Below are 19596 nucleotides of genomic sequence, written 5' to 3' on the forward strand. Positions count from 1 at the left end.
GAGCCTTGCGGGGCGAGCTATTTCGCGGCCCATTTGTTGAAGCGTTCGGTCAGGCGGTCGATGTTCTCGAGCCAGAAGGCAACGTTGATCTCGACCGCGTTCTTGATGTTGTCGGGCGCGGTCGGCAGGTCCTTCAGAACGGCCGGCTGGATCAGCGCGGCTGCGTCCTTGTTCGAGGTGCCATAGGCAATGTTCTCCGACAGTTTTGACTGGTTCTCCGCCTTGCCGGCGAAGTCCAGGAACTTGTAGGCGGCGTCCTTGTTCGGGCTCCCCTTCAGGATGACCCAGCTGTCGAGCGTGAAGAGCGCGCCGTCCCACACCATGCCAAAATTCTTCTTCTCCTTCTTGTTCGCGGTGTCGATGCGGCCATTGTAGACCGAGGTCATCGCCACCTCGCCGGAGGCAAGCAATTGCGGCGGCTGGGCGCCGGCCTTCCACCAGACGAGGTCGCCCTTGATGGTGTCGAGCTTCTTGAACGCGCGCTCGATCCCCTCGTCGGTCGCCAGCACCTTGTAGACGTCCTTCGGTGCGACGCCGTCGGCCATCAGCGCAATCTCCAGCGTGGTCTTCGGACCCTGACGCAGGGCGCGCTTGCCCGGAATCTTCTTGGTGTCGAAGAAGTCCGCCCAGCCCGCAGGCGCCTCTTTCAGCTTGTCCTTGTCGTAGCCGAGAACGAAATCGTAGACGATGGCGCCGACGCCGCAGGGATTGACCGACGCCGGCATATAGGCGGCCTCGCCGCCGATCTTGGAAAAGTCCATCTTCTCGAACAGGCCTTCCTCGCAGCCGACCGCCAGTTCGTCGCTCTCGACCTGGACGAGGTCCCAGGTGGCGGCGCCACCCTGGACCTTGGCGCGCAGCACGCCGACGCCGCCGTCCCAGGACTCGTCGTTCATGGGAATGCCGGCCGCCTTCTTGAACGGCTCGAAATAGACCTTCTTCTGGGCATCCTGATAGGCGCCGCCCCACGACACGACGGTGAGGTCACGCGCCTGTGCGACCGTGGCCAGCGCGGCGCTGGCGGTGAACGCCGCGGCGAAACCCAGGGCAATCTTGCCAATCTTGCGCTTCAGCATGGTCTTCGTTCCTTCTTGATGTGAGTTGTGTTGAGGTTGATGTCCGCTTGCGTTGGATAAAAGCTGCCGAGTTGGATCAGACCGGATCGAGGGCCAGGCAATCATCGGGGCGAAAAGTGATGAACACGCTTTCGCCTTGCTTCAGGCCGTCATGCGCGCCCGGCTGAAGCTTGACCATGAACTCCCCGTTGCCGGCGACATCGAGCACGGCCAGCGCGTGGTCGCCGAGATAGATGGTGTTCTGCACTCTGGCGGGCAGGCGGTTCGGTCCTTCGCTGGAGGTGCCGTCCAGGATAATGGAAGTCCGCTCCGGCCGCACCGACAGGGAGGTCGATGCGCCCACGCCCGATACGTTGACCGTCCGTGCGGTCACGGCACCGCCGCCAGCCAGCGCGACGCGGCAATATTCCTTTTCGATCGTCTCGACGGTACCGGCCAGCACGTTGTTCTCGCCGATGAAGTGGGCGACGAAGCTGTTCACCGGATGCTCATACAGCGTCTCGGGCTTGTCGATCTGCTGCACGATGCCGTCGTTGAACACGGCGATGCGGTCCGACATGGTGAGCGCTTCGCTCTGATCGTGGGTGACGTAGACGACGGTGATGCCCATCGTCTCGTGCAGTTGCTTGATCTCCAGTTGCATCTGCTCCCGCAGGCGCTTGTCCAGGGCGCCGAGGGGCTCGTCCATCAGCACGAGCTGCGGATTGAAAACCAGCGCGCGTGCCAGCGCCACGCGCTGCTGCTGGCCTCCGGACAGTTGCCCCGGCCGCCGCTGCGCCAGGGTTTCCATCTTGATCATGCGCAACGCCGCCCGTACGCGCTCCTGCGCTTCCGCCTTGTTGATCTTGCGAACGGATAGCGGGAAGGCGATGTTCTCCTCGATCGTCAGGTGCGGAAACAGGGCGTAGTTCTGGAAGACCATGCCGATGTCGCGCTTATGCGGCGGCATGTTCTTGATGGGCCGGTCAGCAAGGTAGATCTCGCCATGGGTCGGAACCTCGAAGCCGGCCAGCATCATCAGCGTGGTCGTCTTGCCCGAGCCCGACGGGCCGAGCAGGGTGATGAACTCGCCCTTCCTGATGTCGAGATCGAGGTTCTTCACCACGAGGTGCTCGCCATCATAGGTCTTCTGGATGCCGGAAAAGCGCACGAGCGGCGGCGTGCCGCCTTCTACGCCGTCCTCGGGCCCCGTCGATGAGCTCCGAGCCGCGACTAGCATCGGCTCAAACTACAACGATGAACATCTGACACGGTCATCGAAACTTCTTTGCCGCTGCGCATGCGCAGCGTCTTCTCCAAGGTTGCGCGGAATAGCTTAGCACCCTCCAACAAGAATGCCAGCGCCGCAAGTGATTATGAGTTCGTCACGACGCGCTCATCGGTTGCGCATTCGCATGTTACTTCTTCACCTCTCTCCCAAAGCGGCAGGGCAATCGCATATATGACCCTGGAGAGCTTGTACGCAGGCGTTTCCACATCGTCATGGCCGGGCTTGTCCCAGCCATCCACGACCTTTACCGCCGCTCGAAGAACGTGGATGCCCGGGACATCTAGCGCGAAGACGCGCTTCGCGCTTCTGCCCGGGCATGACGAGCTTGTGGTGCGGGCATCCCGAAGGAAAGTGATCGGCATATGCGATTGCCCTGCCCAAAGCGGGGAGAGGGAGAGAACTCACATCCCCGACAGCTTCGTCACATGGACGTTCAGGGTGCCGCCGGCTTCCGCGATGATCCGCAGGGTTTTCGAGTCGAAGGCGATGTCGGCGAGCGTCAGGCTCGAGATGTTGGCCTCGACGCGCACGCCGTCCTCGTTCTTCTGGTAATCGGCGATCGCGCCAGCGATCTTCTCGCGCGCGTTGGCGGCGATCGGCTTCAGGTCGAGCGTCGCCTTCTGCACCAGCGCCTGCTGGATCTGGGGCACCACCGCGCGCGCAGCCGCGCCCAGGAGCCCGAACGCAGCCTCGGACTCCACCGCAAGCTGGATATCGGCCAGCCGCAGCGTCTGCTGCGCCTGGTCGAGCATCGGCCGGCCCCAGATGTGCACGGTCGCTTCGGCACCTAACCCCAAGAAGCTCTTCTTCTCCTTGGCGCGCACCAGGAGCGAGATCAACAGACGCTCGCCCGACGGGACGACGTTGACGCTCTTGACGGTGACATCCACCGGGCCGGAGCCGTCCTCGGGATAGGTGTGGCCGACCATCTGCGAAGCCACGAGCTTGTTGATCTCGGTGAAGGGGACGTCGATCGGCACGCCGATGTTCACGCCGGTTCCGCTCGGCGGTCCGATCGATATCTTGTCTGGAAACGGACAGTCGGGCTTGGTCGGCGTCGAGGTGACGCGCGTCTCGGCTTCGATGCCGAGCAGCAGCGTGACCGCGGACGCGTCGACGCGCGGCTGCGACGCGATCGCCCGCACCGGCTTCAGTTCCAGCCAGAGCGGCGGCAGCGATGCTGACGCGCCGGAACCTTGCAGCGGGATCGAGCGGCAGGCTTTCACCCACTGCGTCCTGGCATTGTCGCGCAGGCTCGGGTCGTTGCGAATGCGCTCGCCGACCGCGTTGAGCTGCTCGCCGACCGTCTTGTCGATCAGCGGCTTGACCTGGGCGGGCACGTTGACCTTGGCACCGGCGACGTTGACGTTGGTGTCGCCGAGATTGACCTGCGCGCCGAGATTGGGCTCGAGATGCCAGTTGGCCGCGAGCTTGGGTCGCGAGGTGATGACGACATTGCCCTTGATCTCGGCGCTGGCGTTCAGGTTCTTGATGTTGACGGCGCCGATCTGCTTGGCGGCGTTATTGCCGAGCACGCCGCCGAGCGCGTCGCCGAGCGCGCCGGTGGCCTTCGACGACAGCGACCCCGTCACGTTGAGCTTGCCGGTCAGCGGCGTCGACAGCGTCAGCACGTCCTTGTCGCCGCTGGCGGCAATCGGCCCGCGCGAGGCCGTCCAGCCGATATCGGCGTTCTGGAGGATCTGCGAGATCGGGTTGTCGGCCTTGCCGGCAAAATTGCGCGCCGCGCCCTTCTCGGCGGCCTCGCGGATCGCCGAGATCGCAATCGCCACGGGGGCGATCACGACCGAGCTGCGCGCGGCCGGCGGCAGCGGAGGCAATTGCGCCACGGCCGGCGCAGGCCCCGTGCCGCGCGGCGACAGCCAGTCCATCGCCTTCAGGCTGATGAAAAACGACACCGCGATCACCGCGACCGCGATCAAAACAGTCTTCAAGTTCAACGTCAGACGCATCAATCCCCCGGCCGGCCCCTGGTACGCGAGTCTACAGGGCGGGGGAAGGCGGCGCCAGAGTGGCGGAAACCCGGCGAAAACGCTCGTTCAGAGCCGGAACGATCCCGCCTCCGAGCACGATCGAGTGAACGAAAAAGCCTCAGGGCGCATGTCGATCCGGGATCGGTCCGTTCGTCTATGGGGGCGACCGGCTCGCGCCCCGCAGCCGGAGCATTCCATGTCAGGAGGCTAAGGTGACAACCGACCTCAAATATATGGTTTTGACGGCGATGCTGACCGCCGCTTTGTGGATTCCCTATATCGTCTGCCAGGTCAGGACCAACGGACCGCTGGAGCCGAAGAACTATGTCGATCCCGCGCCGCGGCCGGTGCCGGCATGGGGCCAGCGCGCGCACCGCGCCTATCTGAACGCGATCGAGGTTTTCGCGCCCTACGCGGCACTCGTCCTCACCGCGCAACTGGCGGGAAAAGCAAACGCGATGACCGCGTTCTGGGCGGCGAGCTTCTTCTATCTGAGGCTCGCGCACGCCATCGTCTACTGGGCCGGAATTCCCTACTTGCGAACCATCCTTTTCACCCTGGCCTTCGTTGCGGAGGTCGGGATCTTCTGGGAGCTGATCAAATAGGCCCAGTCTCCGGGCGTGCTCAGGGATAACCCGATCCCGGCGTCTCGACGTCGACGACATCGATCCGCGCCGACGATTTGCGCTGCCGCAGCTCCTCCGGAGAGGTGGCTGCACTGATGCAGTACAGCGTCTTCCGATTGGCACCGCCGAACGCGCAGGCGATGCCGCGGCGGCCGGGTACGTGAATCCGCTGCCGCTCCTGTCCGTCGCGATCGATGCGGATGAAGGCGTCCTCGCCGTAGGATGCGACCCAGACCGCGCCGTCGTGGTCGAGGCAGATGCCGTCGGGCTCCTTGCCGCAGGCGAGCCTGCGACGAAGATGCAGGCCGCCGTCGTCGGCGACATCATAGTCGGCGAGACATTCGCCATCCATCTCGGCGACGACGAGCCGCTTGTGATCGGCGGTAACCGCGATGCCATTGGGAAAGCGCAAGCCTTCGGCGACGACACGCTTCGCGCCATCAGGCGTCACCAGGATGATACGCCCGTCAGCGCCGCACCCGGGCGGAGGCGGCAAGTTGAAGCCGAGATCGCCGACCCAGGCGCGGCCGAGCCCGTCGACGATCATGTCGTCGATGGTGCCGGTGGCGATGTCCGACAGGTCGGCGTAAGGCGAGAGCTGCCCGTCGGCGAAGGCCAGCAGGCGTTTTCGGAACATGGTCAGCACGATCAGCCGTCCGTCCGGCAGGACGCCGCTCCCGCATGGCGTGTCCTCGAAGGTCGCGTGCTCCAGGCGGTCGCCTGACGCGCCGATGCTCAGCAGCGTGCGGGCCATGCAGTCGACGAACCACAGCCGCCCCGCATGCCAGCGCGGCGCTTCAAAATATTTGCCGCCGTCGAGGACGGTCTTCAGTTGCGTCTCGCTCATTGGCGCTTCCCGGCGAGAAATAGCGTCATCAGTATCTCATCAAAGTACCGGCCGTTCTGCTTGAGGCCTTGTACCTCGCGGCCATACGCGACGAAGCCCGCGCTTTCGTAGAGACGCAACGCGCCGGCGTTCTCGCTGACGACGGTCAGTTGAAGCTGTTCGACGCGCGCGGCGGCATGCGCCACGACGGCCTCGACCAGGGATTTGCCGACGCCAACACCTCTCGCCGCGGGCTGCACATACATGCCCCACAGCACGGCCTTGTGCGCGATCTTCGTCCCGTCCTGCCGGCGAAATCCGGCGAAGCCGACGAGCTTTTGCTCGCTGAAGGCGCCGAATACCTCGGAGGTCGCAAGCCGTTCCTCGAACCAGGCGACCGGCATGTCGCGCTCGCGTTCGAGCGTGCTGGCGAAGGCTTCGGGATTCGCTGCGAGCGCTTCCAGCCTGATCTGCCTGTAGAGCGGGGCGTCGGCCTGCGTGAGGAGGCGGATGGTTATGCTGTCGGGGGCTTGCGGCATGTCCGGTCGCTTTTCACGTCAACGCAGCGTGACCGCAAAGACGTCCTCGAGCAGGCCGAGCATGGCCGACCAGGAGCGGCGATCGGCGGCCTCGTGATAGGCGAGGTCCGGGAGCCCCGCGCCGATGAGCTCGGGATTGGTGAAGCCGTGCGCCGCGCCGCCATAGACGTGGACCTGCCAGTCCACGCCGGTCTTGCCCATTTGCTGCTCGAACGCGGCGAGTTGGGCCATCGTGACCAGCGTATCAGCGGCGCCGTGACAGACCAGCACTTTTGCCTTGATGTTCACCGCGTCGTCAGGCCGCTCGCTCGTGAGCCCGCCGTGAAAGGCCACGACCGCGCCCAATGCTGCACCGGTTCGCGCCAGCTCCAGCGCCGTCGTTCCGCCAAAACAATATCCGATCGCGGCGAGCCTCAAAGGATCAACGGCTTCGTGCTGCGCCAGCGCCGTGCGCGCGGCTTCTGCTCTTTCGCGCCAGCGCGCGGTGTCGGCGCGCAAGCCGTTCATCAGCTTGTGGGCCTGCGGCACGTCGGGCGCCGTCCTGCCTTCACCGTAGAGATCGGCGACCAGCACGACGAGGCCAAGCGCGGCGAGCCGCTCTGCGCAGGCGATGGCATGGGTGCCGATACCGCGTGCATCCGGAAACAGGATTACGCCGGGCCGCTTGCCGGAGGCGGCGTCAGTACTGACGAGCATGCCCTGGAGCGCGGTGACGCTGTCGCGATACTTTAGGATCGTCTTGTTCATTCTGTCGTCCTTCGCCGGACGAACAGACCATAGCGGTTGTCTCGAAGCAACCTTCGATTGTCGCGCTGGCCGGCGCTGCGGCAATCTCGTTTACGGTTGCCCGCCCGCGGATTGCAGATACGCGATGACCTTGCCGGTCTCCTCGACCGAGAGACCCGTGTACGGCTTCATCTTGTTGCCGGACACGATCTCATCCGGATTGGCAATGAAGCGGGCGAGCTTGTCCTGGTCCCAGGCGAAGCCTGCGTCCTTCATGGCGGAGGAATAGGCGTAGTCGGGCAGTGAGCCGGCCTTGCGCCCGATGATCTTGTGCAGGTTGGGGCCGAGGCGATTGTCGCCTTCCTTCACGGTGTGACACGTCCTGCAGGAATTGTTGAACGCCTGCTGCGGCGCGCCATCGGAGGTCGCTTGCTGGGCCAGTCCCGCGGACGCGGCGAGGATCAGCGCAAGTCCACTCGTGCCTGCTATCAAAAGCCATCGCATGTGCGTCTCCCTCGCGTCGCGCTCGCACCGTCAGGCGCAAGGTCGCCCACGCACGCTGCAAACGAAAACGGCGCCGGTGAGTTCCGGAACCGTACGCGACACAATGCCCCTCGCAATCAGCGCGGCGGCCCCTCGCGTCCGGCCGGGCTTGTCGCTAGGGCGCGTCACAGAAGACGTCGATCTTCTGGGTCATGACATCAGTTGGATATTCCTGAATGTCGGACCTGCCGCAACTAATCCTGACGGAGAAGCCTTTCTTGCACTGCCATGTCGACAGGTCTGCGGACGCATAAAGCTGGGTTGGACCGACGCGACACTGCGTCTTGCCTTCGCAGGATCGCTTCACGTGGGCAAGGAAATCCGATCTGATATTGGGTGGAGCCTTGTCGCAGCCCGCGATATCGGCCTTTAGCACCTTCTGGATCTTCTTCTCGGCGAATGCATCTCGAGTGGCTGCGGTCGTCGCAAGGACGATCGCAAGCGCAGAAATTAGAGCCCGTCGCATCAGCTTCTCCCGAATTCAAAAAAGCAAACGGCCCCGGCGAATGTCCGGGGCCGTTCGTATGGCGATGCTCTGCAGACCAGCGCGTGAGGTCAGCGCGCGAGATCGGCGCGGCGATCGGTCATCGGCAGCACCACGACCTTGGTGCCGACGTTGACGCGGGAGTAGAGGTCGGTGACGTCCTCATTGGTCAGGCGGATACAGCCGGAGGAGACGCGCTTGCCGATCGTGTCGGGGGCGTTGGTGCCGTGGATGCGATAGATGGTGCCACCGAGATACATGGCGCGGGCGCCGAGCGGGTTGCCGGGGCCGCCGCTCATGTGACGCGGCAGATAGGGCTGGCGGGCGATCATCTCCGGCGGCGGGGTCCAATCGGGCCACTCGGCCTTCCTGGTCACCGACTGGATGCCGGACCAGGTAAAACCGTCGCGGCCGACGCCGATGCCGTAGCGAATCGCCTGACCGTTGCCGAGCACGTAATAGAGATAGGTGTTGGGCGTATCGATGACGATGGTGCCCGGCGCTTCACGCGTGGCGTAGCTCACGGTCTGGCGGCGGAAGCGCGCCGGCATCTCGACTGAGTCCTGATCCTCCGACGGTGCGGCCTGGTACGGCTGCTGGTAGGCCGGCTGATAGGGCTGCAACGGTTGGAAGGGCTGAAACTGCGGCTGCGGCGCGGCGTAGCCGGGCGGCGGTGCGAAGAGGGGGAAGAGCTGCACGGGCGCGGCCTTGGCTTGACCTGCGAATGCGATCGCGGAAACCGCCACTGCACCGAAGGCAAAGGCGCGCGAAAACGTCTTGAACGTGTCCAGATTCAGCATTGATCGCCCCTGTATGGATCGGATTTTTGATCACCACGGCCCGCGCGGTGTTCCGTTGCCTAGATCCGTAACGACAAAAAGTTTCGGGACGTTTGCGCGAGCCGGCGAAAAAGGTTTCGTCGCGGCAAGGATTGTTTCATGACGGTTTCATGGCTGTCCGCGCGCAGGCAGCGCGAAAAAGCTGTGCCGACACTTATGTGACGTCACACGCCTGAAATATCCATGGTTGAACGTCGGAAACCGAGAATCATCAAACTCTCGGGATTTTCCCATGCGGGTATTAATCGCAACCGACGCCTGGCATCCGCAGGTCAACGGTGTTGTCCGGACGCTGACCTCGCTCGCCAAGGCCGCCAAGGCGCTCGATGTCGAGATCGACTTCCTGACGCCCGACGGCTTTCCGTCGCTGCCGCTGCCGACCTATCCGGGCCTGCGCATCGCGCTGCCGAACCGCGGCGAGATCGCGCGGCGGATCGAGAAGGCCGCGCCCGAGGCGTTGCACATCGCGACCGAGGGCCCGATCGGCTGGGCCGCGCGCGCCTATTGCCGGCGGCACAAGCTCGCCTTCACCACCTCCTACACCACGCGCTTTCCGGAATATGTCTCGGTGCGCACCGGAATCCCTGATAGCGTCGGCTACGCCGTGCTGCGGCACTTCCACGACGCAGCGGCGATGACCATGGTCGCGACGCCGTCGCTGCGGCAGGAATTGTCCGGGCGCGGCTTCAAGCGGCTCGGCTTCTGGACCCGCGGCGTCGACACGACGCTGTTTCACCCCGATAGCCCCGCAGAGCTCGACCTTCCGCGTCCGACTTTCATGACGATGGGCCGCGTGGCCGTGGAGAAGAATCTCGACGCGTTTCTCTCGCTCGATCTGCCCGGCACCAAGGTCGTCGTCGGCGACGGCCCGCAGAAGGCGCAACTCGAGAAAAGATATCCCGACGCCGTCTTCCTCGGCGAGAAGAAGGGCGCCGATCTCACGGCGCATCTGGCGGCCGCCGACGTCTTCGTATTCCCGAGCCTCACCGACACGTTTGGCGTGGTGCAGCTCGAGGCGCTGGCCTGCGGCACGCCTGTTGCGGCATTTCCAGTCACCGGACCAAAGGACGTCATCGCCGATCACCCGATCGGCGCGATCGACGATGATCTGCGCGCCGCGTGTCTGCGCGCGCTCACCATGTCGCGCGAGACCTGCCGCAACTTTGCGCTGGCGCGCTCCTGGGAGAACAGTGCGCGTCAGTTCGTCGGCAATCTCACCTCACTCCAGCCCAGCCGTGTGCTGCGTCCCGTCCCGGTGCTGGCGCGGCAGCCGGTGCGCGGCTGAAATCCCTTAACCGAACCACAGCGAGAACCTCAGCGATGGCCAAGACCTTGAACCTTGACGGCACTCAGCAACTCGACCTCGACCGCGGCACGGTCGAGCAGGCCTATGATCGCTGGGCGCCGGTCTACGACCTCGTGTTCGGAGGTGTGTTCGCCAAGGGGCGGCAGGCGGCGATTTCGGCCACCAACAAGATCGGCGGCCGTGTGCTCGAGGTCGGTGTCGGCACCGGCATCTCGCTGCCGATGTACGCCAACAACGTCCGCGTCTTCGGCACCGACATTTCGGAGGCCATGCTCGACAAGGCGCGCCGCCGCGTCAGCGAGCTCAGGCTGAAGAATGTCGAGGGGCTGGCGGTGATGGATGCCGAAAAGCTCGAATTTCCCGACAATTCCTTCGACGTCGTGATGGCGCAGTATGTCGTCACGGCCGTGCCGAACCCGGAAGTCGCGCTGGACGAATTTGCCCGCGTGCTGCGCCCCGGCGGTGAATTGATCATCCTGACGCGCGTGAGCGCGGACGCCGGCATGCGCCGTTTCATCGAGCAGCGGCTCCAGCCGGTGGTGCGTCCGCTCGGCTTCCGCACCGCCGAGTTCGCCTGGTCGCGCTACGCGAAGTGGCTTGCCGGCGCGCATGGCGTCGAGCTCGCCGAGCGCCGTCTGATTCCGCCGCTCGGCCATTTCTCGCTGGTGCGCTTCCGCAAGGTCGAGGTCGCCAAGGCCGCTTGAGTCGCCTTGCGTTCGCGTGCGTCAGTGCGTCGCTGTCCATGTCATATGACATGATCATGATGTCACACGGCGTACATCGAATCTCTGTATCCCATACCCGAAAACCTTTTTGGGGGTGACGATGATCAAGAATTACCTCGAGCAACTGCGGATCCAGCGCTGGGACGACCACCGCTACTATCACCACAGCCGCATCAATCAGAGCCTGCACTTCATCAGCGCGGCTAGCTTCCTGCTCGCCTATGTCTGGCTGTTCATCGATCCCGTGGTCTCGGCGCTGGTCGGCTGGCTGGTGTCGATGACCTCGCGCCAGGCCGGTCACTTCTTCTTCGAGCCGAAGGGCTATGACCACATCAACCAGGCGACCCACGAGCACAAGGAGGAGATCAAGGTCGGCTACAACCTGCAGCGCAAGGTGGTGCTGATGTCGATCTGGGCTTTCTCACCGCTGGTGCTGCTCCTCGATCCGACGCTGTTCGGCCTGTTCACGCCGTGGGCGAGCGCGACCGACTTCATGCGTCAGGTTGCAAAAATCTGGCTCGTGGTCGGCGGCGGCGGTCTTCTGTTCCGCACGGTGCACCTGTTCTTCATCCGCGACGTCGAGACCGGCCTCGTCTGGATGACCAAGATCCTCACCGATCCCTTCCACGATCTGATGCTCTACCGCAAGGCGCCGTTCGCGCTGCTCCGCGGCGAGCTGATGGACCCCGGCCTGCATCTGATGCCCGAGCACACGCTCGGCCTCATCCCCGAGCCCAGGCTCGAAGAGCAGCACGCGTAAAGCGTGCTGCTGCTCCAAAGCACTCCGATGTTTCATGGTTACGTCATGCCCGGGCTCGTCCCGGGCATCCACGTCTTTGAGCGTTCGCGTGGACACGCGTGGATGGCCGGGCATAGGCGAGCGGAAGCGACGCCGTCCTTCGGACGGCTTTGCCCGGCCATGACGGCGGTTGTCGGATTGCCCTCAGCGCCCAAAACGCTTGGCGAACATCTCTTTCAGGATTTGCCGCTTGATTTGCTTATTGGTGAGCACGCCGTCGTGCCACCAGAAGCCGTCGGCCTTCATCTTCTCGGCGGCGCGGACGAAACGATCGGCGACTTCCGAAAAGTCGGCCTCGCTGTAGTTGAGGCTGAAGATCAGCCGTCCGGTGCCGACCCAGCTCAGCGACAGGCCCTCGGCGCGCAGATAATACTGCAGCATCCAGTTGTAGCGGGACGGCACGGTGTATTTCACCGTCCAGATCGAGGACAGGTTGGCGACACCCACCGGCAGGTCGCGCTCGGTCATCATCTTGTTGAGCTGTTTGGCGCGGCCGTCCCAGGTCGCATCGAGTCCGTCATAGACGGCGCGGAAGTTCGGGCTGGCGAGTCGACTCAAGAACTCGTCCATCGCCGTCATGACGTAGGGGTGCGAGTTGAAGGTGCCGCGGGCGAAGCAGATGTCGGCGGGCCGATCGTCGCGGAAGCGACGCATCAGCTCTTTCTTGCCGCAGACGACGCCGACCGGCAGGCCGCCGGCGAGGCTCTTGCCGTAGGTGACCATGTCGGCGCGCACGCCGAAATATTCTTGCGCGCCACCGGGCGCGAGACGGAAGCCGACAAAAACTTCGTCGAAGATCAGTACGATGCCGCGCTCGGTGCAGACCTCGCGCAGCTTCTTCAACCAGTCGGTATAGGCCTGTCGGTCAAAGCTTCCGCCGCGCGAGGAATCGACCAGCGAGGAATCGCCGGGCGCGTTGGCGTTCGGGTGCAGTGCCTGCAGCGGATTGACCAGCACGCAGGCGATGTCGTGCCGCGCGCGCAGGACGTGGAGCGTCTTCTCGGACATTTCAGCGAGGGTGTAGGTCTCGTGCGCGGCAATGGGATTACCGACGCCGGGCTGCACGTCGCCCCACCAGCCATGATAGGCGCCGGCGAAACGGACGAGATGCGTGCGCCTGGTATGGTAGCGCGCAAGCCGCACCGCCTGCATCACGGCCTCGGTGCCGGACATGTGGAAGGAGACCTCGTCGAGGCCGGAGATCTGGCAGAGCCGCGCGACGTTCTCGAGAATGACGGGATGGTACGGCCCGAGCACCGGTCCGAGCGCATGCGCGCGCTTCTCGGCGCCCTCGATGCACTCCTTGTAAAAGTCGTTGCCAAAAATGTTGACGCCGTAGGAGCCGGTGAGGTCGTAGGACACGTTACCGTCGACGTCGGTCACGGTGACGCCGTCGGACGATTCCATGAAGGTCGAGGTGCCCAGGTTTTCACGCACCAGGCGCGAGAACTGGAACGGCACGCGGTAGCTCTCGGTGAAGTGCAGGTCGGAGATTTTTTCCGCCGCCTCCTTGGTCATCGCGCGTCCCTTGGGGTAGCGCTCGGCGTAGAGGCCGGCGAGGCGGAAGAAGCCGTCCTGGCGCTGGGCCGCGATGTTCGCCGGCGCGCCGTCGCAAGCAAAGTAATCGTCGTCTCCGAATTCGTAGAACGGAAGCAGCCGCGCCACCCGGCGCGACATCTTGGAGTGCCCGGCGAGCGAGCGATGTTTGGCGCGCGAGAGCGCGATCCGCGCTTTCAGCTTCGGGAAGGCGGCGGCAGCGGACGCTGCGGCGGCCACGGACAATGAGAGAATCGGGAGTGTCGTTTCCATGACAACAAGCGCTAACCCTGTGAGCTGACAGATTCATGACAGTCAAAGCCCTCATCGCCTCTTTCACCCAGCAGGAAGACCTCAATTTCCTGCTCACCAACCGTATCCCCCGGGCGGCGCTGACCCGCTTCATGGGCTGGTTCTCGAAGATCGAGAATCCGCTGGTGCGCGACGGCTCGATCGCGCTCTGGAAGCTGTTCTCCGATCTCGATTTGTCGGAGGCGCGCAAGACGCATTTCAAGAGCCTGCACGACTGTTTCACGCGGGAGCTGAAGCCGGGCCTGCGCCCCTTTGACATGGACCCGGGAATCGTCGCCAGCCCCTCGGACGGCATCGTCGGCGCGCACGGACGGATTGCGGACACCGAGCTGTTTCAGGTCAAGGGCGCGCCGTACTCACTGCTGGACCTCGTCGGCGATCCCGCGGTCGTCGAGCAGCATCGCAACGGCACCTTCCTCACGGTGCGGCTGACCTCGAGCATGTATCATCGCTTCCACGCGCCCTATGACGCGCATATCGAGCGCGTGACGCTGATCCACGGCGATGTCTGGAACGTCAATCCGATTGCGCTGAAGCGGGTCGAGCGCTTGTTCTGCAAGAACGAGCGCGCGGTGATCCGCACGCATCTCAGTTCTGGCGAGGCCGTGACGCTGGTGCCTGTCGCGGCGATCCTGGTCGCCAGCATCCGGCTGCATTTTCTCGACATGGTGTTGAATGCGCAGACCTGGGGACCGGTCAATTTTCCCTGCGACGTCAACGTGAAGAAGGGCGAGGAACTCGGCTGGTTCGAGCACGGCTCGACCATCATCATGCTCGCGCCCGGTGACTTCGCGTTCTGTGACGGCATTGCCGAAGGCGCGCGCATACGCGCGGGTCAGCCGCTGCTTCGCCGAAGGTAGCCTTCATTCCGCCGTGTCGGCGCCCTTTATCGTCGTGGGGACAACACGACAGGTCACGAGCGATGGCGCGGGCGCCGGTTCTGGCGGCAGGTGGAATTGTGCTGCGGCGTGGTGCGACCCCGCTGATCGCGGTCGTGCGCCAACGCAAGCGCAATGAATGGGTGTTGCCGAAGGGCAAGCTCGACGACGGCGAGACGCCGAAGGAAGCCGCGCATCGCGAGGTGCTCGAAGAGACGGGACATGATGTGTCCGTGCACGAGTTTTTGGGCACGCTGGCCTATCAATCCGGCGGCCGCTCAAAGATCGTGCATTTCTGGCGCATGGAGGCCAATGGTGCGCCGGTCCGCAAGCTGATGAACGATATCAAGGCGGTGGATTGGGTGACGCTGGAGGACGCCGTCAAACGTCTCTCGCGCGAATATGAGCGCGCCTTCCTGAGCCATGTCGGCCCCGTCGCGTTCGCGGCCGCCGGCGTCGCGCCGGCGATCGAGGCCGAAGCAACGCCGCCGCTTGCGCTCGACGACGTCGAGGCCGCAATGCAGACGCTGACGCCGGCCGAAGCCGCCTCCGTCGACGCACTGCGTCACGGCCTGTTGCAGAAGGTGAAAGCCTGGCTGCGCGGCGAGGCGTGAGATTGAACGAGATGCCGTGCTGGCGGTGTACGTTGCTGTGCCCTCGCCCCTTGTGGGAGAGGGCAACTCCGTTGGGAGACAAGAGCTCACTGGGGTGAGGGGTCTGTCTCCGCGGATAGAGACCCCTCATCCGGCGCCGTAGCCGAAGCTTCGCTTCGGCGTTCTTAAGAACGGCGGCCGAAGGCCGCCTACGCCACCTTCTCCCACAAGGGGAGAAGGAAGAAGACTCAACGCCGCTCCTTCTTCTCCTTCGGCGCAGGCGCCGGCTTGCTTGGCGCTGCGACGGGCCGCTGCACACCGGGCAGTCGCTGCTGCAATCCGGGGACGCGCTGGACGCCGCCTTGCTGCGGCGGAAGTGCTGCCGGTGCGCCGGGTTGTCCGGGCTGCAATCCCGTGCGCGGTGTTGGCGTAGGCGTCACGCTCGGCTGCGCCGGCGTGGTGCCGCCTTGCTGCGGAAGTGTCTGCCCGTTACGCGGCAATTGAGTTTGCGGCGGGCCGCCGGGCTGCGTGGTCTGGCCGCCGCGCGGTGGAATCCCCGCCGGCTGACCGGTGCCTTGCTGCTGACCCTGACCCGCGCGCGGCGTGCCCGGAGTCTGCCCTTGTCCTGCGCGCGGCGCGCCCGGCTGCGCGGCACCGCCCTGCCGCTGCGGCGGCTGCGTGCCCTGACGGTTAGGCGTACCCGGCGGCGTCGGCTGACCCGGACGGTTCTGGCCCGGCTGGCCGTTCGGACGCTGCTGCTGTTGCGGTTGCGCCGGCACGGCATTCGGCCGCTGCTGCGGCGGTTGACCCGGCTGACCCTGCCGCTGCGGGCGGTTCGGGTTGAGCACGCCCGGATTGGCGCGGCGGAAGTCGCGCTGCTCGGTGACGATCTGCCGTCCCGTGGTCTGGGCCAAATGCACCTGGCGGACAAAACCCTGGTCGCGCGCGATCTGCTGCTGCGGGATGGTGATGGGCACGGCGGCGAAGCGCATGCCGCCGGTGCCGGGGCGGATCGCAAAACCGCTGGAGGCCTGCGTCAGGAATCCGAGCCGGCCGCCGCTGGTGCGGTCGTTGACCTCGATGCGTCCAACCCGTCCGTCGGCGTCGGGATAGAGCTTGATGTTGACGTTGTTGGCCGCCACAGCGCCGGCGCTCGTGCTTTCCGGCACCTCGACGACGCCGGTGGTGCCGCGGATGCCGAGCGTCGCGGTCGGCGTCGTGATCGTCATGTCGCCGGTCTTGGCCACCGCCGCGGCAACGAAGGCGACCGTGCCCTTGCCGACGTCGAAGATCGCCGCGTTCTGCTTGCCGCCGTCCTCATAGACGTAATTGTCGATGGTGATCTTTGCGGAGGCCGAGAGATTGAACGTCGTGGAATCGTTGAAGGTGATGCTGAGCGACGAGCTCGACGCCGTCTGCACGGTGTCGTTGAGATAGATGTCGTCGCGAACTTTCAGCGAGATCGAGTTCTTGTTGCGGATCACGGTCGCAATCCCCGTGACCGCAGCGACGTTGCCGATCGGCTCCTCGACCGGCTCCGCAGTCGGCGGCGTCGATGCAGCGGGGGTTTGCGGCGCGGCCGGTGTTGCGTCAGGCGTCGGTTGTGCCTGCGCAAGCTCCATTCGCCCGGACGCGCGGGCATCGCTCGCGCCAGCCATGACGGGGGTCAGCAATGGAAGCGCCAACAAAGGGAGCGCAATGGCGCAGCGGCGCCAGGCCAGCATCAATGCCACGAGGAGTCCCGATTGGAAAACAGGCGAGGTCGTCGGATTTCAGCCGGAGCCGGCTGAATGGCGGATGAACGCTTGTGTCACAAGCGCGCATCACGAGCAAACGCCACGCCCCGGTTTTCGGGACGTGGCGCCATCATCAGACCAAGATGTTGGATCAGCCGCGCTTGTGCGGATCGATGTTCATCGGCTTCGAGGTTTTCGCCGGCGAATAGTTGGCGGGCGTTGCCGCGGGCTCGGACCTGAAGACAGCCTTGCAGCCGTCGCTGAGCTGCGCGCGATTGCGGATCATGCAGGCGGTGACGCGGTCGACGTCCGGAATCTCGGAGCTGCACAGGCGCATCGCATCGCCGGTGCACATCTGCTCCTGCTCCTGCGTGTAAGCGTAGGATGCCGTCGAAAGCGTGCCCAGCACGAAGGTTGCTGCCGCGAGCATGGTGCAGTTGCGGATCGTCGAAGCGATGAAGGCCATTCCGTTGTCCCCTCAAGAAATGTCAGCGCCGGAGTGGCGCGTCGTCGGGCGGGACAAGTAGGGGAGGGTCGTTTCAGAAATTTGTCGTGCGAACGCAAAATGGTTTCGTCGCGTGCGGGATTTGTTTCATTAACTCTTTGTTTGTCATTCCGGGCGCGCAGAGCGCGACCCGGAATCTCGAAGTTGTGGAGCGGGATCCCACATTGCGCAATTGCGCAATGGGGTTCGAGGCTGCGCATCGCCCCGGGATGACGCTGCGCGTCAGCTCACGCGCTTCCAGGTCTGGCCGCCGCAGAACATGCCGCCGAAGGCGCAGCCCTGTACGCGCAGGGCATTCGGGCCCTTCATCGCGATCGTCGAGTCGTAGTTGCGGCCGGAGTCGGGGTCGTGGATGCGGCCGGTCCACTTGGCGCCATCAGGGCGCATGTTGATCAAGATCTTCTCGTTGGACTTCTCGGCGTAGCCGCAGAGATTGGCGCCGCACTGTTCGACGCGGACATTGCCCTTGTTCTCTTCGGTCGCCCACAAGCCGAGCGGCGTGGTCGGCACGGCAACCGGCGCAGGCGCCGCGGCAACCGGAGCCGGAGCGGTGACGATCGGCGCAGCAACGGGAGCCGGAGCGGGAACGGGCGCAGGCGCGGTCGTGGTCGAGGTATCGAAGCCGACGCCGGGCGCAGCAGCGGCGACCGCGGTGGACGGTGCCGGCGGCGCGGTAACGGTCGGAGCGACGGAAGCCGGAGCCTGGACCTGAGTCTGCGGAGCGGCCGGTGCGGGCGCGGGCGTCGTCGTTGTGTTCGACGCGACGTCGTCGTTATCCTTGGAGCCGAAACCTTTAAGGTCGATGTCCTTCAACGTGATCGGCTTGTTCGACAGGCCTGGCGCCACGATGGTGACGCAGTTCAGCGAGGCGCAATTCTTCGGCGCCTGGATGTGGATCTTCTGTCCTTCGATCTCGAAGGAGATCGAGCTGCCGGCATGCGCGACGGCGGTTGAGGCAAGGAAAAGAGCGGTGGCGGCGATACAGAGCTTCTTCATGACACCCTCCCAAGATGCTCGGTGAAATCGGTATGGCCTGGAGTCGGTGGAACCTTCAGCGTGGTTCGACCCTAGGCCGTGCGCCGCAAACCTTCTGTGACTGACGTCACGACGCCCGCTCCGCAAACCCTGAATGCAGGGTGAGCCAAGGGGAGCAAAGGGTGAGCAAAATCACATTCAGCCCAGATGACCTTCTCGTAAGTTTTGAGCCATCCTCTGGGAGGCTCCGATGAAGCGACTTGGAATGCTCCTTGGATTGTTCATCGTCCCGATGGCGATCAGCTCGTCCGCGGAAGCCGGCTCCTACTCTTTTGTGATCGGGGGCCGGCACATCCATATCGAGGCGCCACGGAACTGCAGGTCGAGCTCCTGCGTCTCGGTCTCGTCGTCCGGCCCGTTCGAGCGCAAATCCGAGCCGAGGGTCGAGGCGGCCGCGCCGATCGCCGCACCTCCGATCCCGCCCGCACAAGTGACCGCTCCCGCGCCGGCCTGCACGCCTTCACCTGCTCCGGTCAAACCCGCTGCGCCGATCATTGCTGCGGCGCCGCCGCCTCTACCGCCGGCCGCGCCGGTGCTTGCCTCCACCACTGCGCAGGATGTCGCGCTACCGCCGCTGCCGAAGGTCGAGCCGCCGAAAATCGAACCGCCGAAGACATCGTCCCTCGAGCCTCCGCCTCCCGCCAAACCGGACATCACGCCGGTCTCGCAGCGGAGCGAGGACGATCCCGTCGATGGGCCACTCGGCCAATGGGAAACCGAGGGCGGAAAGGGCACCGTTCGCATCGAGCGCTGCGGTGTAGCGCTCTGCGGCTTCGCACTGACCGAGGCCGCGTCGGACAAGGGCGAGAGCGTGCTCGTCAACATGAAGCCGAAATCGGCATCGGTCTGGAGCGGCAGCGTCTACAGTCGCGACACCGGCAACACTTATTATGCGACGATGACGCTGAAGAGCCAAAACAGGCTTCACGTCGAAGCCTGCGCACTCGGCCGCTTCTTCTGCTCCGGCAACTTCTGGACGCGGATCGAGGAGCGGCAGGGCAAGCTGCTGACGACGCAGCGACAGGGGAGTGGCGCGCGGTCGTAGATCCGCCTCACCGCTCGTTCGGTGCACCCTCTCCCCTTGTGGGAGAGGGTGCCGAGCGAAGCTCGGCGGGTGAGGGGTTTCTCCCCACGGATGAGATCGCGGGGAGAACCCCTCACCCGGCGCTTCGCGTGAGCAACCGGCGAGATGGGTAACAGTTCAAACCGACGACATGGGTAACACAATTCTTGTTTCGTTCAGGTCTGTTG

General features: G+C 64.7%; 20 protein-coding genes. 7 read left to right on the plus strand and 13 right to left on the minus strand.

What is annotated here, in order from left to right; genetic code table 11:
* Positions 1 to 17: 17 nt before the first annotated feature.
* The 3 genes from JQ632_RS33040 to JQ632_RS33050 form a co-directional block, all read right to left on the minus strand.
* Entirely contained in the window at positions 18 to 1076 is a 1059-nt protein-coding gene (locus tag JQ632_RS33040; protein ID WP_212406839.1) for an ABC transporter substrate-binding protein, read from the minus strand.
* Between the two features lie 76 nt (positions 1077 to 1152).
* Entirely contained in the window at positions 1153 to 2295 is a 1143-nt protein-coding gene (locus tag JQ632_RS33045; RefSeq protein ID WP_249152713.1) for an ABC transporter ATP-binding protein, read from the minus strand.
* Positions 2296 to 2747: 452 nt separating this feature from the next.
* A complete protein-coding gene (locus tag JQ632_RS33050) occupies positions 2748 to 4316 on the minus strand; it encodes a DUF4403 family protein (RefSeq protein WP_212406840.1) in 1569 nt (522 codons plus the stop codon).
* Positions 4317 to 4549: 233 nt separating this feature from the next.
* Here JQ632_RS33050 and JQ632_RS33055 point away from each other — a divergent pair, with 233 nt between their 5' ends.
* Positions 4550 to 4942, plus strand: coding sequence for an MAPEG family protein (locus tag JQ632_RS33055; RefSeq protein ID WP_212406841.1), 393 nt, complete (start codon positions 4550 to 4552; stop codon positions 4940 to 4942).
* A gap of 19 nt (positions 4943 to 4961) precedes the next feature.
* On the opposite strand, the gene JQ632_RS33060 is transcribed toward JQ632_RS33055, so the two are convergent.
* The 6 genes from JQ632_RS33060 to JQ632_RS33085 form a co-directional block, all read right to left on the minus strand.
* Entirely contained in the window at positions 4962 to 5810 is an 849-nt protein-coding gene (locus JQ632_RS33060; RefSeq protein ID WP_212406842.1) for an SMP-30/gluconolactonase/LRE family protein, read from the minus strand.
* Positions 5807 to 6328: a GNAT family N-acetyltransferase gene (locus JQ632_RS33065; RefSeq protein ID WP_212406843.1), complete on the minus strand. Its 522-nt coding sequence runs from the start codon at positions 6326 to 6328 to the stop codon at positions 5807 to 5809. The genes JQ632_RS33060 and JQ632_RS33065 overlap by 4 nt, the downstream gene beginning before the upstream one ends.
* Positions 6329 to 6346: 18 nt before the next feature.
* Positions 6347 to 7075: a dienelactone hydrolase family protein gene (locus JQ632_RS33070; RefSeq protein ID WP_212406844.1), complete on the minus strand. Its 729-nt coding sequence runs from the start codon at positions 7073 to 7075 to the stop codon at positions 6347 to 6349.
* A gap of 90 nt (positions 7076 to 7165) precedes the next feature.
* Entirely contained in the window at positions 7166 to 7558 is a 393-nt protein-coding gene (locus JQ632_RS33075; protein WP_212406845.1) for a cytochrome c family protein, read from the minus strand.
* A gap of 154 nt (positions 7559 to 7712) precedes the next feature.
* Positions 7713 to 8063, minus strand: coding sequence for a hypothetical protein (locus JQ632_RS33080; RefSeq protein ID WP_212406846.1), 351 nt, complete (start codon positions 8061 to 8063; stop codon positions 7713 to 7715).
* Positions 8064 to 8152: 89 nt separating this feature from the next.
* Positions 8153 to 8881, minus strand: coding sequence for a L,D-transpeptidase (locus JQ632_RS33085; protein ID WP_212406847.1), 729 nt, complete (start codon positions 8879 to 8881; stop codon positions 8153 to 8155).
* A 271-nt stretch (positions 8882 to 9152) separates the two neighbouring features.
* Between JQ632_RS33085 and JQ632_RS33090 the strand changes: the two genes are divergently transcribed.
* From JQ632_RS33090 to JQ632_RS33100, 3 genes are all read left to right on the plus strand, one after another.
* Positions 9153 to 10205 carry a glycosyltransferase family 1 protein gene (locus JQ632_RS33090; protein ID WP_212406848.1) on the plus strand — a complete coding sequence of 351 codons (1053 nt, stop codon included), beginning with the start codon at positions 9153 to 9155 and terminating at the stop codon, positions 10203 to 10205.
* Positions 10206 to 10240: 35 nt separating this feature from the next.
* Positions 10241 to 10930, plus strand: coding sequence for a class I SAM-dependent methyltransferase (locus JQ632_RS33095; RefSeq protein WP_212406849.1), 690 nt, complete (start codon positions 10241 to 10243; stop codon positions 10928 to 10930).
* A 121-nt stretch (positions 10931 to 11051) separates the two neighbouring features.
* Entirely contained in the window at positions 11052 to 11711 is a 660-nt protein-coding gene (locus tag JQ632_RS33100; RefSeq protein WP_212406850.1) for a hypothetical protein, read from the plus strand.
* A gap of 183 nt (positions 11712 to 11894) precedes the next feature.
* On the opposite strand, the gene JQ632_RS33105 is transcribed toward JQ632_RS33100, so the two are convergent.
* Complete coding sequence (locus JQ632_RS33105; RefSeq protein ID WP_212406851.1) at positions 11895 to 13559, minus strand: aminotransferase class III-fold pyridoxal phosphate-dependent enzyme; 1665 nt, start codon at positions 13557 to 13559, stop codon at positions 11895 to 11897.
* Between the two features lie 35 nt (positions 13560 to 13594).
* On the opposite strand from JQ632_RS33105, the gene asd reads away from it, so the two are divergent.
* Both asd and JQ632_RS33115 read left to right on the plus strand, forming a co-directional pair.
* Complete coding sequence (asd, locus tag JQ632_RS33110) at positions 13595 to 14458, plus strand: archaetidylserine decarboxylase (RefSeq protein WP_212406852.1); 864 nt, start codon at positions 13595 to 13597, stop codon at positions 14456 to 14458.
* Between the two features lie 62 nt (positions 14459 to 14520).
* Positions 14521 to 15090 (plus strand): NUDIX hydrolase, encoded by a 570-nt coding sequence (locus JQ632_RS33115; protein WP_212406853.1) that lies wholly within the window; start codon positions 14521 to 14523, stop codon positions 15088 to 15090.
* Between the two features lie 227 nt (positions 15091 to 15317).
* On the opposite strand, the gene JQ632_RS33120 is transcribed toward JQ632_RS33115, so the two are convergent.
* The 3 genes from JQ632_RS33120 to JQ632_RS33130 form a co-directional block, all read right to left on the minus strand.
* On the minus strand, positions 15318 to 16793 hold the full coding sequence (locus JQ632_RS33120; RefSeq protein WP_212406860.1) for a FecR domain-containing protein: 1476 nt from the start codon (positions 16791 to 16793) through the stop codon (positions 15318 to 15320).
* Between the two features lie 163 nt (positions 16794 to 16956).
* Positions 16957 to 17271 carry a hypothetical protein gene (locus JQ632_RS33125; RefSeq protein WP_212406854.1) on the minus strand — a complete coding sequence of 105 codons (315 nt, stop codon included), beginning with the start codon at positions 17269 to 17271 and terminating at the stop codon, positions 16957 to 16959.
* Between the two features lie 261 nt (positions 17272 to 17532).
* The gene (locus JQ632_RS33130; protein ID WP_212406855.1) at positions 17533 to 18306 is read right to left on the minus strand and encodes a DUF2147 domain-containing protein; all 774 of its coding nucleotides are present in this window, start codon (positions 18304 to 18306) and stop codon (positions 17533 to 17535) included.
* Between the two features lie 229 nt (positions 18307 to 18535).
* On the opposite strand from JQ632_RS33130, the gene JQ632_RS33135 reads away from it, so the two are divergent.
* Positions 18536 to 19390, plus strand: coding sequence for a DUF2147 domain-containing protein (locus JQ632_RS33135; RefSeq protein WP_212406856.1), 855 nt, complete (start codon positions 18536 to 18538; stop codon positions 19388 to 19390).
* Positions 19391 to 19596 lie beyond the last annotated feature (206 nt).

Origin of the sequence: Bradyrhizobium liaoningense (assembly GCF_018130955.1) — a bacterium.
Taxonomy (GTDB): domain Bacteria; phylum Pseudomonadota; class Alphaproteobacteria; order Rhizobiales; family Xanthobacteraceae; genus Bradyrhizobium; species Bradyrhizobium liaoningense_C.

What these genes read in the sequence shown, in the direction of transcription:
- JQ632_RS33065 (WP_212406843.1), bottom strand. Translation starts at nt 6,328, where the DNA reads ATGCCGCAAGCCCCCGACAGCATAACCATCCGCCTCCTCACGCAGGCC.
- JQ632_RS33135 (WP_212406856.1), top strand. Translation starts at nt 18,536, where the DNA reads ATGAAGCGACTTGGAATGCTCCTTGGATTGTTCATCGTCCCGATGGCG.
- JQ632_RS33085 (WP_212406847.1), bottom strand. Translation starts at nt 8,881, where the DNA reads ATGCTGAATCTGGACACGTTCAAGACGTTTTCGCGCGCCTTTGCCTTC.
- JQ632_RS33070 (WP_212406844.1), bottom strand. Translation starts at nt 7,075, where the DNA reads ATGAACAAGACGATCCTAAAGTATCGCGACAGCGTCACCGCGCTCCAG.
- JQ632_RS33105 (WP_212406851.1), bottom strand. Translation starts at nt 13,559, where the DNA reads ATGGAAACGACACTCCCGATTCTCTCATTGTCCGTGGCCGCCGCAGCG.
- JQ632_RS33045 (WP_249152713.1), bottom strand. Translation starts at nt 2,295, where the DNA reads ATGCTAGTCGCGGCTCGGAGCTCATCGACGGGGCCCGAGGACGGCGTA.
- JQ632_RS33120 (WP_212406860.1), bottom strand. Translation starts at nt 16,793, where the DNA reads ATGCTGGCCTGGCGCCGCTGCGCCATTGCGCTCCCTTTGTTGGCGCTT.
- JQ632_RS33080 (WP_212406846.1), bottom strand. Translation starts at nt 8,063, where the DNA reads ATGCGACGGGCTCTAATTTCTGCGCTTGCGATCGTCCTTGCGACGACC.
- JQ632_RS33115 (WP_212406853.1), top strand. Translation starts at nt 14,521, where the DNA reads ATGGCGCGGGCGCCGGTTCTGGCGGCAGGTGGAATTGTGCTGCGGCGT.
- JQ632_RS33075 (WP_212406845.1), bottom strand. Translation starts at nt 7,558, where the DNA reads ATGCGATGGCTTTTGATAGCAGGCACGAGTGGACTTGCGCTGATCCTC.
- JQ632_RS33040 (WP_212406839.1), bottom strand. Translation starts at nt 1,076, where the DNA reads ATGCTGAAGCGCAAGATTGGCAAGATTGCCCTGGGTTTCGCCGCGGCG.
- JQ632_RS33060 (WP_212406842.1), bottom strand. Translation starts at nt 5,810, where the DNA reads ATGAGCGAGACGCAACTGAAGACCGTCCTCGACGGCGGCAAATATTTT.
- JQ632_RS33095 (WP_212406849.1), top strand. Translation starts at nt 10,241, where the DNA reads ATGGCCAAGACCTTGAACCTTGACGGCACTCAGCAACTCGACCTCGAC.
- JQ632_RS33125 (WP_212406854.1), bottom strand. Translation starts at nt 17,271, where the DNA reads ATGGCCTTCATCGCTTCGACGATCCGCAACTGCACCATGCTCGCGGCA.
- asd (WP_212406852.1), top strand. Translation starts at nt 13,595, where the DNA reads ATGACAGTCAAAGCCCTCATCGCCTCTTTCACCCAGCAGGAAGACCTC.
- JQ632_RS33130 (WP_212406855.1), bottom strand. Translation starts at nt 18,306, where the DNA reads ATGAAGAAGCTCTGTATCGCCGCCACCGCTCTTTTCCTTGCCTCAACC.
- JQ632_RS33100 (WP_212406850.1), top strand. Translation starts at nt 11,052, where the DNA reads ATGATCAAGAATTACCTCGAGCAACTGCGGATCCAGCGCTGGGACGAC.
- JQ632_RS33050 (WP_212406840.1), bottom strand. Translation starts at nt 4,316, where the DNA reads ATGCGTCTGACGTTGAACTTGAAGACTGTTTTGATCGCGGTCGCGGTG.
- JQ632_RS33090 (WP_212406848.1), top strand. Translation starts at nt 9,153, where the DNA reads ATGCGGGTATTAATCGCAACCGACGCCTGGCATCCGCAGGTCAACGGT.